The organism is Streptomyces sp. NPDC048514 (genome assembly GCF_043199955.1).
In the GTDB taxonomy this organism is placed as follows: domain Bacteria; phylum Actinomycetota; class Actinomycetes; order Streptomycetales; family Streptomycetaceae; genus Streptomyces.
Window position 1 is genome coordinate 1 of the sequence record NZ_JBICWT010000014.1, and the last position, 15,323, is coordinate 15,323.

At 72.3% G+C, this 15,323-nt stretch carries 13 protein-coding genes; 3 read left to right on the forward strand and 10 right to left on the reverse strand.

Annotated elements, in window-relative coordinates; all coding sequences use genetic code 11:
• Window positions 1–529 precede the first annotated feature (529 nt).
• Complete coding sequence (trpS, locus tag ACGFT2_RS28645; RefSeq protein WP_393284011.1) at window positions 530–1,558, forward strand: tryptophan--tRNA ligase; 1,029 nt, start codon at window positions 530–532, stop codon at window positions 1,556–1,558.
• A 174-nt stretch (window positions 1,559–1,732) separates the two neighbouring features.
• Here the strand turns inward: trpS and proC are convergent, their stop codons facing one another.
• The 6 genes from proC to ACGFT2_RS28675 form a co-directional block, all read right to left on the reverse strand.
• Window positions 1,733–2,545 (reverse strand): pyrroline-5-carboxylate reductase, encoded by an 813-nt coding sequence (gene proC / locus ACGFT2_RS28650; protein WP_393283502.1) that lies wholly within the window; start codon window positions 2,543–2,545, stop codon window positions 1,733–1,735.
• Between the two features lie 137 nt (window positions 2,546–2,682).
• Window positions 2,683–3,477, reverse strand: coding sequence for an ABC transporter permease (locus ACGFT2_RS28655; RefSeq protein WP_393283505.1), 795 nt, complete (start codon window positions 3,475–3,477; stop codon window positions 2,683–2,685).
• Window positions 3,474–4,277, reverse strand: a complete 804-nt coding sequence (locus ACGFT2_RS28660; protein WP_393283508.1) for an ABC transporter ATP-binding protein — start codon at window positions 4,275–4,277, stop codon at window positions 3,474–3,476. The genes ACGFT2_RS28655 and ACGFT2_RS28660 overlap by 4 nt, the downstream gene beginning before the upstream one ends.
• A gap of 521 nt (window positions 4,278–4,798) precedes the next feature.
• Window positions 4,799–5,578: a class I SAM-dependent methyltransferase gene (locus tag ACGFT2_RS28665; protein WP_393283511.1), complete on the reverse strand. Its 780-nt coding sequence runs from the start codon at window positions 5,576–5,578 to the stop codon at window positions 4,799–4,801.
• A 311-nt stretch (window positions 5,579–5,889) separates the two neighbouring features.
• Window positions 5,890–6,411 carry an EamA/RhaT family transporter gene (locus tag ACGFT2_RS28670; RefSeq protein ID WP_393283513.1) on the reverse strand — a complete coding sequence of 174 codons (522 nt, stop codon included), beginning with the start codon at window positions 6,409–6,411 and terminating at the stop codon, window positions 5,890–5,892.
• Between the two features lie 245 nt (window positions 6,412–6,656).
• Entirely contained in the window at window positions 6,657–6,980 is a 324-nt protein-coding gene (locus ACGFT2_RS28675) for an SH3 domain-containing protein (protein WP_393283514.1), read from the reverse strand.
• A gap of 177 nt (window positions 6,981–7,157) precedes the next feature.
• Here ACGFT2_RS28675 and ACGFT2_RS28680 point away from each other — a divergent pair, with 177 nt between their 5' ends.
• Window positions 7,158–9,455: a serine/threonine-protein kinase gene (locus ACGFT2_RS28680; RefSeq protein WP_393283517.1), complete on the forward strand. Its 2,298-nt coding sequence runs from the start codon at window positions 7,158–7,160 to the stop codon at window positions 9,453–9,455.
• 87 nt (window positions 9,456–9,542) lie between these two features.
• Here ACGFT2_RS28680 and ilvD read toward each other — a convergent pair whose 3' ends face one another.
• From ilvD to ACGFT2_RS28700, 4 genes are all read right to left on the reverse strand, one after another.
• Window positions 9,543–11,396 (reverse strand): dihydroxy-acid dehydratase, encoded by a 1,854-nt coding sequence (ilvD, locus tag ACGFT2_RS28685; RefSeq protein WP_393283519.1) that lies wholly within the window; start codon window positions 11,394–11,396, stop codon window positions 9,543–9,545.
• 204 nt (window positions 11,397–11,600) lie between these two features.
• Window positions 11,601–12,338 (reverse strand): TetR family transcriptional regulator, encoded by a 738-nt coding sequence (locus ACGFT2_RS28690; RefSeq protein WP_393283522.1) that lies wholly within the window; start codon window positions 12,336–12,338, stop codon window positions 11,601–11,603.
• Window positions 12,335–13,159: a sugar phosphate isomerase/epimerase family protein gene (locus ACGFT2_RS28695; protein WP_393284013.1), complete on the reverse strand. Its 825-nt coding sequence runs from the start codon at window positions 13,157–13,159 to the stop codon at window positions 12,335–12,337. Before ACGFT2_RS28695 ends, ACGFT2_RS28690 begins: the two co-directional genes overlap by 4 nt.
• 147 nt (window positions 13,160–13,306) lie before the next feature.
• On the reverse strand, window positions 13,307–14,251 hold the full coding sequence (locus tag ACGFT2_RS28700; RefSeq protein ID WP_393283525.1) for a Ppx/GppA family phosphatase: 945 nt from the start codon (window positions 14,249–14,251) through the stop codon (window positions 13,307–13,309).
• A 167-nt stretch (window positions 14,252–14,418) separates the two neighbouring features.
• Here ACGFT2_RS28700 and ACGFT2_RS28705 point away from each other — a divergent pair, with 167 nt between their 5' ends.
• Complete coding sequence (locus ACGFT2_RS28705) at window positions 14,419–15,171, forward strand: hypothetical protein (protein ID WP_393283528.1); 753 nt, start codon at window positions 14,419–14,421, stop codon at window positions 15,169–15,171.
• Window positions 15,172–15,323 lie beyond the last annotated feature (152 nt).

Genomic DNA, 15,323 nt, shown 5'->3' on the forward strand with positions numbered 1-15,323 from the left:
TCGCTTTCGCGTTTCCCTTTCCGGCGGTTCCGACTCTATCAGATCCTTTCGGCGTCTGACTCCCAGTCAGGGGGGTTTGTCTTCCCGGCCCTTGGACCGTTCCGACGAGTGAGACTTTAGCGGATTCCTGGCTCCCGAGCTAATCGGGGGCCGGCGCTCTTTCGAACGCGGATTCCTCATTTCGCAAATACACACGCCAATACGGCCGACACCGGAGCGTCGATCGATGAGTGGTCTTGCGGAATGGCTGCCCGGGGACCGACCGGAGTCGGCGCTCACGTCGGACAACTCGGAGAACACTACGTAGCGGCACCGGGTGTGTCAACTTCCCCCCTGACGACCCCCCTGAGGCGTAGGCTGCGGGACGTGACTACGCGTACGTGTACCCAGCTCTGGTGGGCCGCCTGACGGCGGCCGCAGTCACGTATGCACTCAACGGCCGCCGCTTCGGCGGCCGTTCTCGTATCTCCTCCGGGACTCCGGGGGCCGGCCGCAGGAGCGGCGGTCCCGATCAGGAGGTGGAGTGAAGATGACGCGGGTCTTCAGCGGGATCAAGCCGACCGGGCACGTGACCCTGGGGAACTACCTGGGAGCCATGCGGCACTGGGCCGAGGTCGACCAGCACCGGGCGGACTCGCTGTTCTGCATCGTGGATCTGCACGCACTGACCGTGGACCACGATCCGGCACGGGTGCGCAGGCTCAGTCGGCAGGCGGCGACGCTGCTGCTGGCGTCGGGGCTCGACCCCGACGTGTGCACCGTCTACCTGCAGAGCCATGTCGACGAGCACACGAGACTGTCGTATCTGCTGGAGTGCGTGGCGACCGACGGCGAGACGCGACGGATGATCCAGTACAAGGAGAAGTCCGCGCGGGAACGTGACCGCGGGGGGAGCGTACGGCTGTCCCTGTTGACGTACCCGGTGCTGATGGCGGCGGACATCCTGGCGTTCGGCACGGACGAGGTGCCGGTCGGGGACGACCAGGTGCAGCACGTGGAGCTGGCGCGGGATCTGGCGGTGCGGTTCAACCAGCGGTACGGCCGTACGTTCGTGGTGCCCAGGGCGACCCGTCAGGAGGTCGCGGCGCGGGTGATGAACCTGCAGGACCCGACGTCGAAGATGGGGAAGTCGGAGGATTCGGGGCCGGGGATCGTCTATCTGCTCGACGAGCCGGACGTGGTGCGCAAGAAGGTCATGCGCGCGGTGACCGACAGCGGGCGGGAGGTCGAGTACGACCGGGAGGCTCGGCCTGGAGTGGCGAATCTGCTGGAGATCCTCGCCGCGTGCACGGAGGGGAACCCCGCGAGCCTGGCCGGTGCCTACGAGTCGTACGGCGCCTTGAAGAAGGACACCGCGGAGGCGGTGGTGGAGGTCCTCAGGCCCGTTCAGGACAGGCACCGGGAGCTGTGCGCGGATCCCGCCTATGTGGAGGGGGTGCTGCGGGAAGGTGCGGAGAAGGCCGGGGCGATGGCCCGGCCGACCGTCGATGCGGCGTACCGGGCGATCGGCTTGCTGCCGCCGGCCTTCGAGACGGCGCCGAGCGCGGCCGCCCGTTAGACCTCCGGGGCGCGGCCGCCCGGTACCGGGGGCGCCCGCCGGACGTCCGGGGCGCCGCCGACCGGTACCGGGGGGCGGCCGGTCCCGGTGCCGGGGGGGTTGTTCGGGTCCCGGTGCCGGGGCGGTCCTTCCGGTCCCGGTGCCGGGGCGGTCGTTCGGGTCCTCGCGGTGGCGTCAGTCCTTCTTGCCGGAGGCCAGCTCGCGGCTGCGGTCGCGCGCGGCTTCCAGGGCGGCGATGAGGGCGGCGCGTACGCCGTGGTTCTCCAGTTCGCGGATGGCGTTGATCGTCGTGCCGGCCGGGGAGGTCACGTTCTCGCGCAGTCTGACGGGGTGCTCGCCGCTGTCGCGGAGCATCACGGCGGCGCCGATGGCGGACTGGACGATGAGGTCGTGGGCCTTGTCGCGGGGCAGCCCGAGCAGGATGCCCGCGTCGGTCATGGCCTCGACCAGGTAGAAGAAGTACGCGGGGCCGGAGCCGGACAGGGCGGTGCAGGCGTCCTGCTGGCTCTCGGGGACGCGGAGCGTCTTGCCGACGGCGCCGAAGATGTCCTCGGCGGTGGCCAGGTGGTCGGCGGTGGCGTGGCTGCCGGCGGAGATGACCGACATGGCCTCGTCGACGAGGGCCGGGGTGTTGGTCATGACACGGACGACCGGGGTGCCTGCGGCCAGGCGCTCCTCGAAGAAGGACGTGGGGATACCGGCCGCTCCGCTGATGACCAGGCGGTCGGCGGGCACGTGCGGGGCGAGCTCGTCCAGCAGGGTGCCCATGTCCTGCGGCTTGACCGTGAGGATCAGGGTGTCGGCGGTCTTGGCGGCCTCGATGTTGCCGACCGGGCTGACTCCGTGTCGGGCGTGGAGTTCTTCGGCGCGTTCGGGGCGGCGGGCGGTGACCAGGAGGTCGGCGGGGGCCCAGCCGGCCCGGATCATTCCGCTGAGCAGGGCTTCGCCGATCTTGCCGGTGCCGAGGACTGCGACTTTCTGGCTCATGGGGCCATCCTCGCACCGGCCCTGACAGCCGGCGGCGGTTGTCCGGCTGGCGGGACACCGCCGCGGTCGCCTGTGCCGTGCTGGTCCCACGGCGCGGACCCCGTGCCGTCGTGTCGTGCGGCTCGCGCGGCACGGGCCTATTCCGTGCGGCGCCTGAGGGTGGCCGCGCCCAGTCCCAGGACCAGCAGCGCGCAGCCGGCCACGATCACGATGTCGCGGAGGAAGGTCGTGGTCATGTCGGTGTGGTGCAGGACCTCGTTCATGCCGTCGACGGCATAGGACATCGGCAGGACGTCGGAGATCGCCTCGAGGACGGGGTGCATGTCGGATCGCGGTGTGAACAGGCCGCACAGGAGGAGCTGGGGGAAGATCACCGCGGGCATGAACTGGACCGCCTGGAACTCGGAGGCCGCGAAGGCCGAGACGAAGAGACCGAGGGCCGTGCCGAGCAGGGCGTCGAGGAGGGCGACGAGCAGCAGCAGCCAGGGGGAGCCGGTGACGTCCAGGCCGAGCAGCCACACCGCGAGGCCGGTGGCGAGGGCCGACTGGACGATGGCGATGACGCCGAAGGCCAGGGCGTAGCCGGCGATGACGTCCGCCTTGCCGAGGGGCATGGCGAGGAGGCGTTCCAGGGTGCCGGAGGTGCGTTCGCGCAGGGTGGCGATCGAGGTGACCAGGAACATCGTGATCAGCGGGAAGATCCCGAGCAGGGAGGCGCCGATGTTGTCGAAGGTGCGCGGGCTGGCGTCGAAGACGTAGCGCAGCAGGACGAGCATCAGGCAGGGGACGAGGACCATCAGCGCGATGGTGCGCGGGTCGTGGCGGAGCTGGCGCAGGGTGCGGGCGGCCGTGGAGGTGGTGCGGGCGGGGCTGAACGCGCCGGTGGGTGCGGCGGTGCGGGCGGGGGTGTGCGCGGGGGCCGTCGTGCTCATCGGGTGCTCTCCTTGGTGCGGCCGGTCGTGGCCGCCTCGTCGACGAGGTGCAGGAAGGCGGCCTCGACGGTGTCGCTGCCGGTGCTGGTGCGCAGGGCGTGCGGGGTGTCGTCGGCGAGGATCTCGCCCTCGCGCATGAGGAGGAGGCGGTGGCAGCGCTCGGCCTCGTCCATGACATGGGAGGAGACGAGGAGGGTGGTGCCGCGGGTGGTGGCCAGGTCGTGGAAGAGGTTCCACAGATCGCGGCGCAGGACGGGGTCGAGGCCGACGGTCGGTTCGTCGAGAACGAGGAGTTCGGGGGTGCCGAGGAGGGCGACGGCCAGGGAGACGCGGTTGCGCTGACCGCCGGAGAGGTTGCCTGCGAGGGCGTCGGCGTGGCTGGTGAGGTCGACGTCGGCGATGGCTCGGGTGACGTGTTCCCGGCGGCGTTCGGCGGCGGTGCGGCCGGGGTCGAGGATCGCGGCGAAGTACTCCAGGTTCTGGCGGACGGTCAGGTCGTCGTAGACGGAGGGGGCCTGGGTGACGTAGCCGATACGGCTGCGGAGGGTGGGGTGGCCGGCCGGGCGGCCGAGGACGTCCAGGGTGCCGGTGACGTTGGCCTGGGTGCCGACGATGGAGCGCATGAGAGTCGACTTGCCGCAGCCGGAGGGGCCGAGCAGGCCGGTGATCTGACCGCGGGGGACTGCGAAGCCGAGGTGGCGCAGGACCGTGCGGGATCCGCGCACGACGGTGAGGTCTTCGGCGCGGACGGCGGAGGTGGAGGCCGGGTGGGGTGGGTCTGCCGGCTCGTAATTCATCATGCGATGAATAATCTGCCGCGCGGCGGTACTCGTCAAGGGGGAACGGACTGTTCGTCGCCGACGGCTGGGCGCCCCGGGGGGCAGGACGGTGACCCGTGGAGCAGGACGGTGACCCGCGGGCCAGGACGGTGGTGGGTGGACGTGGGTGGCGATTGGCGTGGGCTGAGGCCGTGGGGACGTAGGCGCTTGGGGATCGGCGGCGCACCCGGACAGCGGGGGGCGGGAGCTGAGGCGGGGTGCGGTGGCGGAAGGCGAGTGCTCGCGGAGTGCGGTGGCGGGAGGCGAGTGCTCGCGGGGTGCGATGGCGGGAGGCGAGTGCTCGCGGGGTGCGATGGCGGGAGGCGAGTGCTCGCGGGGTGCGATGGCGGGAGGCGGCAGGGGAAAGGCGGGGGCCTGCGCGAAGCTCGCGGGGCGCGGGGGCTCGCGAGCGGGTGGTGGGGCGGGGTGCGGTGCCGCGTACACGGCGGAGCGGCGGCCGGGCGTGCGGCCGGCCGCCGCTCTTCGGGCGTGCCCGACCGGGGTCAGGGCTTGGTGGCGACGAGCAGGAGCACGTCGTAGGTCTCCTCGACGATTCCGCCGGGAAAGACCTTCAGCAGGTGGGCGCGCTCCTCGTCCAGGAAGGCGGCCCTGCGTTCCCCGGATGCCACGAGGAACGCGGAGTGGCTGCCGATGTTGGCGAGGTGGGTGCCGATCGGCACCCGGCGGCTCCAGCGAACCTCGCGGCGGGTGAAGTCGAGACGGCCGCTGGGATCGGCCCGGTCCGTGCGGTCACCCGCCTTGCGCTTCTCGGCGGCGACGTCCACGCCGAGGAAGCGGGCGGCGCGATCGGCGGCCTCGGCGATCCAGTCGATGTCGAGGGCATCGGTGTTCCACCACAGGGCCAGTGCGCCGCCCGGGCGCAGCACGCGCAGCGCCTCCGGGACCGAGCGGGCGGGGTCGGTCCAGTGCCAGGCCTGGGCGTAGGTGAGGAAGTCGGCGTGGGCGTCGGCAACGGGAAGGGCGTTGCCGTTGCCCCGCACGACCGGGAGATGCGGCAGTGAGCGGCGGAACTCGGCGGCCATACCGGCGCCGGGTTCGACCGCGAGGACGTCGGCGCCACGGGCGTGCAGGAGAGCGGTGGCGATGCCGGTGCCGGCTCCGACGTCCACGGCCTTGGCTCCGGACAGGGGCCGGCCGGCCAGGTCCTCGACGGCGTCGAAGAGGGCGGGTGGATAGGAGGGGCGGTTGGCGGCGTACTGCGCGGCGACCGCGTTGAAGGAGTGGGCGCGGTCGGCGTGCGAGGGCTGCTGCGTCGTAGGCATACGCCCATGCTCGCCGAACGGGCGCCCGCGCCGCTGAATAAACGGGCCCCTACGACCGGCGGCCGGGCAGCAGCGCCAGGCCGGCCCCGGGCGGCCGACGCGGCCGAGTCCGGCGCGCGGTCGAGGCCAGGTGCGCGGGCCGAGGCCGGCGCGCGGCCGAGGCCAGGTGCGCGGGCCGAGTCCGGCGAGCGGCCGAGGCCACGTGTGCGGCCGAGGCCGGTGTGACGTCGGCGGACGCGGGCCGGTTGTCGTGGACCGGTGCCGCCCGGCCGCCGGTCGTGGGGGCCGGTGTGGCTACTGACCGGTGGGGGTCACCGGTGGCGCTTCTTCTTCGACGGGTTTCCGGTCCGGCGGGTCACGCGGCGTTCGTATTCCTCGCGGGCCTTGTCGTACTCCTCGCGGTGCAGCTTCTCACCCGGAGCCTCGACGAGGGCGCGGAAGAAATGGGCGAGGAGGGAGCCGACGAAACCGATGGCGAGGAGTCCACGCAACGAGGCCTGGCGCTCGGCGTCATGACGCTTGCCGAAGCCCTCCCAGGTGTTGCGGAAGGCGAGCGCGCTGCAGATCGCGAACATGGCGACGACCAGCACGGTCACGAAGGATCCGGAGCCGGCGATCCGGAGGCCGTCGTAGGCGAAGCGCAGCACCAGACAGGCGGCGGCGGCCGCGAGGAGTGCACCGACGGCGACGCCTGCGCGGCGGACCGCGTAGCCGTTGTCGTGGTCGACCCAAGAGGTGCCGAAGAAGCGCAGGGGCTCCGGGCGAGGACCGCCCGGGGCCGCTCCGCCCGCGGTGCCCGCCAAGGTGTCCGGGGTGCCGGTTTCGTCGCTCACCAGACGATTATGGCGCCGGACGAAGGCGGCCCACCGGCGGGGTCGGCCGGGGCCGGGACCACCAGCGGGGTCGGCCGGGACCGCCGCCGGATCGGCCCGGGCCGGGCCCGCCACCGGGGGATCGGCGTCCGCGGGATCGGCGTCCGCGGGATCGGCGTCCGCGGGATCGGCGTCGGCGGGATCGGCGTCGGCGGGATCGGCGTCGGCGGGATCGGCCTCCGCGGCGGCTGTCGTGGCGCGCGGGGTCAGCCGGCGCAGCGGCCGGTGACGTAGCCGTCGCTGCCCGTCTGGACGTAGGCGTCGGAGACGTACTGGCCGTCGTCGATGTTGTCCCAGATCTTCGTGGTGCCGTAGGGACCCGTGACCGTGGTGCCGGGTGACTGGCAGTAGATCGTGACGTGGGCGCCCGCCGGGAGCACGCGAACGATGCCGTACTGGGTGCCGGGGCCGCTGCGGACGTTCACACGGACGCCCGGAGCCACCGCGTATGTGCGCGCGGCGGCGGACTGCGCCACCAGGGCTTCCTGCTCGTCCAGGCTCTGGACTGCTTCCGAACGGTCGACGGACATGAGACCTCTCCCCCTTGGCCCCACGGCTGTCCCGGGGGCCCCTCGCCTGCTCGAGACGAGTCGCGGAACAACCGTGCGCGACTCGCACGCGGAGGCTAGCAAGCCGCCTCTGTGTCGTACGAGTCATCGACTAGGCTCCGTGCGTCGCGCGCGGACGATGAGCACGGGGGGCTGTCCATGACGCCACAGCGCAGTACCGGAGCGGGCGCGGAAGCGGAACTTCCGGAATACGCCGGTCACTACCACCTGGAGTCCTGCCTCGGTTCCGGGGGCATGGGCGTCGTCCACCTCGCCCGCAGCACCTCGGGGATGAAGCTCGCGGTCAAGGTCGTACATGCCGAGTTCGCGCGGGACCCGGAGTTCAGGGGCCGTTTCCGGCAGGAGATCGCTGCCGCCAGGCGGGTGAGCGGTGCCTTCACCGCACCGGTCGTCGACGCCGATCCGGAGGCCGAACGGCCCTGGATGGCCACGCTGTTCATTCCCGGGCCCACCCTGTCCGAACACGTGAAGCGGAATGGCCCCATGGCCCCTGAGCAGCTGCGGCGGCTGATGGCCGGGCTCGCGGAGGCACTGCGCGACATCCATCGCGTAGGGGTGGTGCACCGGGATCTCAAGCCGAGCAACGTTCTGCTCGCGGAAGACGGGCCGAAGGTGATCGACTTCGGCATCTCGCGGCCCAAGGACAGCGAACTGCGTACCGAGACCGGGAAGTTGATCGGCACGCCGCCGTTCATGGCGCCCGAGCAGTTCCGGCGGCCGCGCGAGGTGGGTCCGGCGGCGGACATCTTCGCCCTCGGGTCCGTCCTGGTGCACGCGGCGACCGGACGGGGGCCGTTCGACTCGGACAGTCCGTACGTGGTGGCGTACCAGGTGGTGCACGACGAACCCGATCTGACGGGGATGCCGGAGAGCCTCGAGTCGCTGGTCCGGCGCTGTCTCGCCAAGGAGCCGGACGAGCGGCCGACCCCCGACGAGCTGATGCGGGAGCTTCGCTCGGTGGCGGCCTCGTACGACACGCAGGCCTTCATACCGGCGCAGCGGACCGGTGACGCCGAGGGGCGGCACGGTCCCGCGGAGTCGGGGTCGGGACCCGCGGACCCGAACCGCTCGTCCCGGCGACGGGCGCTGCTCCCCGGCCGGGCGGCGGTGGGCGGGCGGTCGCTTGCGGGCCTGCCGTTCATGGGACGCCGGGCCGGCCGCGGACAGCCGGCCGCCGGGCGAGAGGCGCTGCCCGGGCAGTCGCTTGCGGGGCAGGGGGCCCTCCCCGGCGGAGCACCTGCGGGGCGGCGGTCGTTCATCGGCCGGGCGGGCGGGCGGACCGTGTTCGGTGTCACGGCTGCCGCCCTGGTCGCGGGTGGTGTGCTCGCGGCGCTGCTGTTGCCGCGGGGCGACGACGGCCCGGCGGTGAAGGGGACCGGCGCGACCGCCGGCGCGACCGGGTTCACCGCGTGGCGGAGCGAGCCGGCCGGCAAGGGTTCCGGAATGCCGCAGTGCACGGATGCCGGCCGGAGACTGCTGTGCTTCCGGTCCGGGTCGGCCTACGCGTTCGACGTGACGGACGGCGCGCTGCTCTGGCGGCGTACGGTCGCCGGGGACGACAGGCAGGGCGCGCCCGCCCTGGCCGGAGGGCTGATGGTGCTGCCGGCGGACGGTGACCGGCGGGTGGCGGCCCTCGATCCGGCGTCCGGCAGGACCCGTTGGCAGCGGAGCCTGCCCGTCGACTCGGGTGTGCGGATCGCCGGCGACATGCTCCTCGTCGCCGGTGCGGACGGCACCGTGACGGGAGTGGACGGGAGGTCGGGGCGCGACGCATGGCACCGGCGGCTGTCCGGCCCCGGCACCCCGATGCTGACCGGCGACGCCGACGGCTCGCTGGTCCATACGGCCACCACCTCGGCGGACGGGGCGTACACGCTGGTCACCGAGCTGGAGACGGGTACCGGTGACACACGCTGGACGGCCCGGCTGCCGGGCGCGCTGCGGCCTGTCGGCGGCGAGGCGGGTTCGCTGGTCCTGCTGTCCGACGACAACGCCGAAGCGGTCACGGACGCGGTGGTCCACTACTCGCCGGTCACGGGGAAGACACGCCGGATGACGCTGTCCGTGCCGCTCACGACGCCGCAGGCCACCGTGCGCGGGCACGTGATCTATCTGCTGGCCGCCGGTGGCTCACTGGATGCCGTGGACCTGCGCACCGGCAAGCGGCTCTGGAACCTCGAGACGGCCGTGAGCCGCGGCTCCTCCCCCACCGCCACCGCCGAACACGTGTACTTCACCGCACCCGACGGCCGTCTGCTCGCCGTGGACGCTCGAAGCGGACGCCTGCTCGGGCAGACACCGCCGCGTCTCGGCGTGAACTCGGGAACCGTCCCCGCCACACTGCCGGCCCCGCTGGTCGCCGGCACCCGCGTCTACGCCACCGCTCCCGACGGCACCGTCTTCGCCGTGGACGGCAGCCGGCCGGCGACCTGGTGAGACGCGCAGGGGCCGCCCCCGGAGGAGCGGCCCCTGCGAAGTGCGGGTCAGCGGGTCAGCGGGTCAGCGGGTCAGCGGGTCAGCGGGTCAGGCCAGCTTGCCCACGTCGCGGACCGCGCCCTTGTCCGCGCTGGTCGCCATGGCCGCATAGGCCCGGAGGGCGGCGGAGACCTTGCGGTCGCGGTTCTTCGGGGCGTAGACGCCGTTCAGGGCCTGCTCGCGCCGGGCCAGCTCGTCCTCGTCCACCAGCAGCTCGATCGTGCGGCCGGGGATGTCGATGCGGATGCGGTCGCCGTCCCGGACCAGGGCGATGGTGCCGCCGGAGGCCGCCTCGGGCGAGGCGTGGCCGATGGAGAGGCCGGAGGTGCCGCCGGAGAAGCGGCCGTCGGTGATCAGCGCACAGGTCTTGCCGAGGCCGCGGCCCTTCAGGTACGAGGTCGGGTACAGCATCTCCTGCATGCCGGGGCCGCCCTTCGGACCCTCGTAGCGGATGACGACGACGTCGCCGTCCTTGACCTCCTGGGTGAGGATCCGCTGGACGGCCTCCTCCTGGGACTCGCAGACCACGGCCGGGCCCTCGAAGGTCCAGATCGACTCGTCGACGCCGGCCGTCTTCACCACACAGCCGTCGACGGCGAGGTTGCCGCGCAGGACCGCGAGGCCGCCGTCCTTGGAGTACGCGTGCTCGGCGGAACGGATGCAGCCGCCCTCGGCGTCGTCGTCCAGGGCCTCCCAGCGCTCGGACTGGGAGAAGGCCTCGGCGGAGCGGACACAGCCGGGGGCCGCGTGCCACAGCTCGACTGCCTCGGGGGACGGGGACCCGCCGCGGACGTCCCAGGTCTTGAGCCAGTCCGACAGCGAGGGGCTGTGCACGGCGTGCACGTCCTCGTTGAGGAGGCCCGCGCGGTGCAGTTCACCGAGCAGGGCCGGGATGCCGCCGGCGCGGTGCACGTCCTCCATGTAGTACGTGCGGTCCTTCGCGACGTTGGGCGCGACCTTGGCCAGACAGGGCACCCGGCGCGAGACCGCGTCGATCTCCTCCAGGCCGAAGGGGACGCCCGCCTCCTGGGCGGCGGCCAGCAGGTGCAGGATCGTGTTGGTGGAGCCGCCCATCGCGATGTCCAGGGCCATGGCGTTCTCGAAGGCCTGGAAGGTGGCGACGTTGAGCGGGAGGACGGTGGCGTCGTCCTGCTCGTAGTAGCGGCGGGTGATGTCCATGACCGTGTGGGCCGCGTCGACGTAGAGCCGCTTGCGCGCGGTGTGGGTGGCAAGGACCGAGCCGTTGCCGGGCAGGGACAGGCCGATCGCCTCGGTGAGGCAGTTCATCGAGTTGGCGGTGAACATGCCGGAACACGAGCCGCAGGTCGGGCAGGCGTTCTCCTCGATGCGGAGGATGTCCTCGTCGGAGATCTTGTCGTTCACGGCGTCGGAGATCGCGTCGACCAGGTCGAGCGTGCGGACCGTGCCGTCGACCAGGGTGGCACGGCCGGACTCCATGGGGCCGCCGGAGACGAAGACCGTCGGGATGTTCAGGCGCAGAGCGGCCATCAGCATGCCCGGCGTGATCTTGTCGCAGTTGGAGATGCAGACCAGGGCGTCGGCGCAGTGCGCCTCGACCATGTACTCCACCGAGTCCGCGATCAGGTCGCGGGAGGGCAGGGAGTACAGCATTCCGCCGTGGCCCATGGCGATGCCGTCGTCCACGGCGATCGTGTTGAACTCGCGGGGGATGCCGCCGGCCTCCTTGATCGCCTCGCTGACGATCCGGCCGACCGGCTGGAGGTGGGTGTGCCCCGGCACGAACTCCGTGAAGGAGTTCGCGACGGCGATGACCGGCTTCCGGCCGATGTCCGCACCGGGTACACCGGAGGCGCGCATAAGGGCGCGGGCGCCCGCCATGTTGCGGCCGTGGGTGACTGTGCGGGACCTCAGCTCGGGCATCGTCGCTCGCTCCTTCGAAGACCGTCTGCCAGAAGTGCTCTGCCAGAGTTCTGACTCACTCCGAGCGTACGCCGCGCCTCCAACCGGTGGACACGACTGTCCGAAATGCGGGACGGACGTTCCAAGGAGCGCACTTCTCGGGGCCGCGACACGTTCCGGGAGCGAACCGCTCGGGCGGGCGGCGCCTTCCCGGAGGCACGCCGGTCAGGGCTGGGTCAGATGCCCCTGCACGACGGGGGCGACCCGGGCGATGATCTGCTCCAGGTCCGCGGACGCCAGCGGCTCCAGCTTGATCACGTAGCGCATCATCGCCGTGCCCACCAGCTGCGCGGCCGCCAGCTCGGCCCGCAGCTCGGCGTCCGGCAGGTCCAGCTGGGCGGCGATGCGGCGCAGCAGCTGGGCCGCGACGAGGCGGCGGAACACGGCGGCGGCGGTCTCGTTGTCCACGGCCGACCGCAGGATCGCGAGCAGGGGCGTACGGGTCGTGGGGTTGTCCCAGACGCCGAAGATGAAGCGGGTGAGCCGCTCCCCCACACCGTCCAGCGGGCCGTCGGCCAGCGCGTTCGGGGCGTTCAGCGCGGGCGCGAAGGCGACCTCGACGGCCGCCTCGAAGATCTGTTCCTTGTTGCCGAAGTAGTGGTGGACGAGCGCCGCGTCCACGCCGGCGGCCTTGGCGATCCCGCGGACGGAGGTCTTCTCGTAGCCGCGTTCGGAGAACTCCTCACGGGCCGCGGCGAGGATCCGGTCGCGGGTGCCGGCGGACTCGGTGCGCGGTGGCCGGCCGCGGCGGCGCGCCCCGGTCTCCTTCACGGCCTCCGGGACCGTCTCCCTCACGGCCTCCAGTGCCGCCTCCTGCACGGCCTCCGGGGCCGTCTTCTTCACCGTCCGCTTCGCCGCCGCGCGGGTGGGCTTCTTCGCCGCCGGGGGCGTGGCCTCGTTCATCGCCGGGGCATCCGCGCGGCAGAGGCGAGGTGCTTGCGCGTGAACTCCAGGGCCTCGGCGAGGTCGGCCTCGCGTTCGGCGCTGGACATCGCCCGCCGGGTGTTGACCTCGATGACGACATGGCCGTCGAAGCCGGAGAGCGAGAGGCGCTCCAGCAGCTCGGCGCAGGGCTGGGTGCCACGGCCGGGGACGAGGTGCTCGTCCTTGGCCGAGCCCCGGCCGTCGGCCAGATGCACGTGGCCGAGGCGGTCTCCCATGCGGTCGATCATGTCCAGGGCGTCCGTGCGGGCCGTCGCCGTGTGACTGAGGTCGATCGTGAAGTGACGGTAGTCGTCGCGGGTGACGTCCCAGTCGGGGGCGTAGGCGAGCATCTCGCGGTCGCGGTACCGCCACGGGTACATGTTCTCGACGGCGAATCGCACGTCCGTCTCGTCGGCCATCCGCCAGATCCCGTCGACGAAGTCCCGCGCGTACTGCCGCTGCCACCGGAAGGGCGGGTGCACGACGACGGTGGAGGCGCCCAGCTTCTCCGCGGCCGCGCGGGCCCGCTGGAGCTTGACCCAGGGATCGGTGGACCAGACCCGCTGGGTGATCAGCAGACAGGGCGCGTGGACGGCGAGGATCGGGATGCCGTGGTAGTCCGACAGGCGGCGCAGCGCCTCGATGTCCTGGCTGACCGGGTCGGTCCACACCATGACCTCGACGCCGTCGTAGCCGAGGCGCGCGGCGATCTCGAAGGCCGTCGCGGTCGACTCCGGGTATACGGAGGCTGTCGACAGGGCGACGGAAAGGTCCCTTGGTTCAGCCACGTCCGACACCATACGGCGTTGGGCGGCCCGGGTGTTGGGTGCCTGTTCGCCGTTGTGAGGTTTGCCATGCACGTGGGTGCGGGTCGCGTGATCCGGCACACGATCCCCCGCGTCGCCGCCCGGCCCCGCCGTCCCGGCCCCGCCGGCCCGGCCGCACGGTCACCCGGGTCCCTGGTCGGACCCCATGTGGTCGAGACGGCGCAGGATCACGCCCTCGCGCAGTGCCCACGGGCAGATCTCCACCTTCTCCACGCGGAACAGATCCATGGCGGCCTCGGCCACCAGGGCGCCGGCGAGGAGCTGGTTGGCCCTGCCCTCCGAGACGCCGGGCAGTTCGCGGCGCTGCTGGGTGGTCATGCCGGACAGGCGCGGGACCCAGGCCTCCAGGGACTCCCGCTTGAATTCGCGCTGCGCGTAGGGTCCCTCGGCGCTGCGGGCGGCGCCGGCTATGCGGGCCAGTTGCTTGAAGGTCTTGGACGTGGCGACCACGTGGTCGGGGGCGCCGAAGCGGCTGATCTCGCCGACCGTGCGGGCGATCTGTGCGCGGACGTGCCGGCGCAGCGCACGGACGTCCTCCGGGTCGGGCGGGTCCCCGGGCAGCCATCCGGCGGTGAGACGACCGGCGCCGAGCGGCAGGGAGACGGCGGCGTCCGGCTCCTCGTCCATGCCGTACGCGATCTCCAGGGAGCCGCCGCCGATGTCCAGGACCAGGAGCTTTCCGGCGGACCAGCCGAACCAGCGGCGGACCGCGAGGAAGGTGAGCCGGGCCTCCTCCTCGCCGGAGAGCACCTGGAGCCGTACGCCGGTCTCGGCCTCCACGCGCGCGAGGACGTCGTCGGCGTTGCCCGCGTCACGTACGGCGGAGGTGGCGAACGGCAGCAGGTCCTCCACACCCTTGTCCTCGGCTGCCTGGAGCGCGTCCCGTACGACGGCGATCAGCCTCTCGACGCCTTCGTCGCCGATGGCACCGCTGTCGTCGAGGAGTTGGGCCAGCCGAAGGTCGGCCTTGTGCGAATGCGCGGGCAGCGGGCAGGCGCCGGGGTGGGCGTCCACCACCAGCAGATGCACCGTGTTCGAACCCACGTCCAGGACACCGAGTCTCATATACGGAACGCTACTGCCAGAACGTCCGTGCTCGGTCCCCGGAGTGGGCCCGGGCCACTTACCCTGGACGAGTGCCAAAGACGAAAAAGGCAAACTCTGCCAAAGCGGGAAAAGCGGAAAAGGCAGACAAGGTTCGTAAGAACGGCAAGACACCCAAGGGGTCGAAGATGAGCGACGAGAAGGGGCTCGACTTCGCGCGCGCCTGGGTGGAGTTCCCTGATCCGGCGGACGACGAGCAGGTCTTCCGCTGTGATCTGACATGGCTGACCTCTCGCTGGAACTGCATCTTCGGCAGCGGTTGCCAGGGCATCCAGGCGGGCCGCGCGGACGACGGGTGCTGCTCGCTGGGCGCCCACTTCTCCGACGAGGACGACGAGAAGCGGGTGGCCGAGCATGTCGCCCGGCTCACCCCGGAGGTCTGGCAGCACCACGACGAGGGCCTGCGGGGCGGCTGGATCTCCGAGGACGAGGACGGCTCCCGGCAGACGCGCCCCTTCCAGGGGTCCTGCATCTTCCAGAACCGGCCCGGGTTCGCGGGCGGCGCGGGCTGCTCGCTGCACATCCTCGCCCTGAAGGAGGGCCGGGAGCCGCTGGAGACCAAGCCCGACGTGTGCTGGCAGCTGCCGGTCCGGCGGACGTACGACTGGATCGACCGGCCGGACGACACGCGCGTGCTGCAGGTGTCCATCGGCGAGTACGACCGCCGGGGCTGGGGTCCGGGCGGCCATGACCTGCACTGGTGGTGCACGTCGGCCACCTCGGCGCACGGCGCGGGCGACCCGGTGTACGTCTCCTACCGGCCCGAGCTGATCGAGCTGATGGGCAAGGCGGGCTACGACCGCCTGGTCGAGCTGTGCGAACAGCGACTGGCGTCGCAGCTGCCCCTGGTCGCCCCGCACCCCGCCGACCCCGAGCCGTAGCCTCCCGGAGCTTCGGGAGCTTCCGGAGCCCCGGTGGGCTCGCCCCGGCGGGGCGGCGCCACGGGGCTCGCCGGCCCGGCCCGCCGCAGGCGGGTTCCGCCGCGGCCGGGGCCGGCGCCTGCGCCCGCACACGCACCCGTGACCGCGCCCGG

Excerpts from the sequence above, each read along its gene's own strand:
- ACGFT2_RS28695 (WP_393284013.1), bottom strand. The coding sequence starts at position 13,159 with ATGGTGTCGGACGTGGCTGAACCAAGGGACCTTTCCGTCGCCCTGTCG.
- ACGFT2_RS28680 (WP_393283517.1), top strand. The coding sequence starts at position 7,158 with ATGACGCCACAGCGCAGTACCGGAGCGGGCGCGGAAGCGGAACTTCCG.
- ACGFT2_RS28655 (WP_393283505.1), bottom strand. The coding sequence starts at position 3,477 with ATGAGCACGACGGCCCCCGCGCACACCCCCGCCCGCACCGCCGCACCC.
- ACGFT2_RS28665 (WP_393283511.1), bottom strand. The coding sequence starts at position 5,578 with ATGCCTACGACGCAGCAGCCCTCGCACGCCGACCGCGCCCACTCCTTC.
- trpS (WP_393284011.1), top strand. The coding sequence starts at position 530 with ATGACGCGGGTCTTCAGCGGGATCAAGCCGACCGGGCACGTGACCCTG.
- ACGFT2_RS28700 (WP_393283525.1), bottom strand. The coding sequence starts at position 14,251 with ATGAGACTCGGTGTCCTGGACGTGGGTTCGAACACGGTGCATCTGCTG.
- ACGFT2_RS28690 (WP_393283522.1), bottom strand. The coding sequence starts at position 12,338 with ATGAACGAGGCCACGCCCCCGGCGGCGAAGAAGCCCACCCGCGCGGCG.
- ACGFT2_RS28660 (WP_393283508.1), bottom strand. The coding sequence starts at position 4,277 with ATGATGAATTACGAGCCGGCAGACCCACCCCACCCGGCCTCCACCTCC.
- ACGFT2_RS28675 (WP_393283514.1), bottom strand. The coding sequence starts at position 6,980 with ATGTCCGTCGACCGTTCGGAAGCAGTCCAGAGCCTGGACGAGCAGGAA.
- proC (WP_393283502.1), bottom strand. The coding sequence starts at position 2,545 with ATGAGCCAGAAAGTCGCAGTCCTCGGCACCGGCAAGATCGGCGAAGCC.
- ACGFT2_RS28705 (WP_393283528.1), top strand. The coding sequence starts at position 14,419 with ATGAGCGACGAGAAGGGGCTCGACTTCGCGCGCGCCTGGGTGGAGTTC.
- ilvD (WP_393283519.1), bottom strand. The coding sequence starts at position 11,396 with ATGCCCGAGCTGAGGTCCCGCACAGTCACCCACGGCCGCAACATGGCG.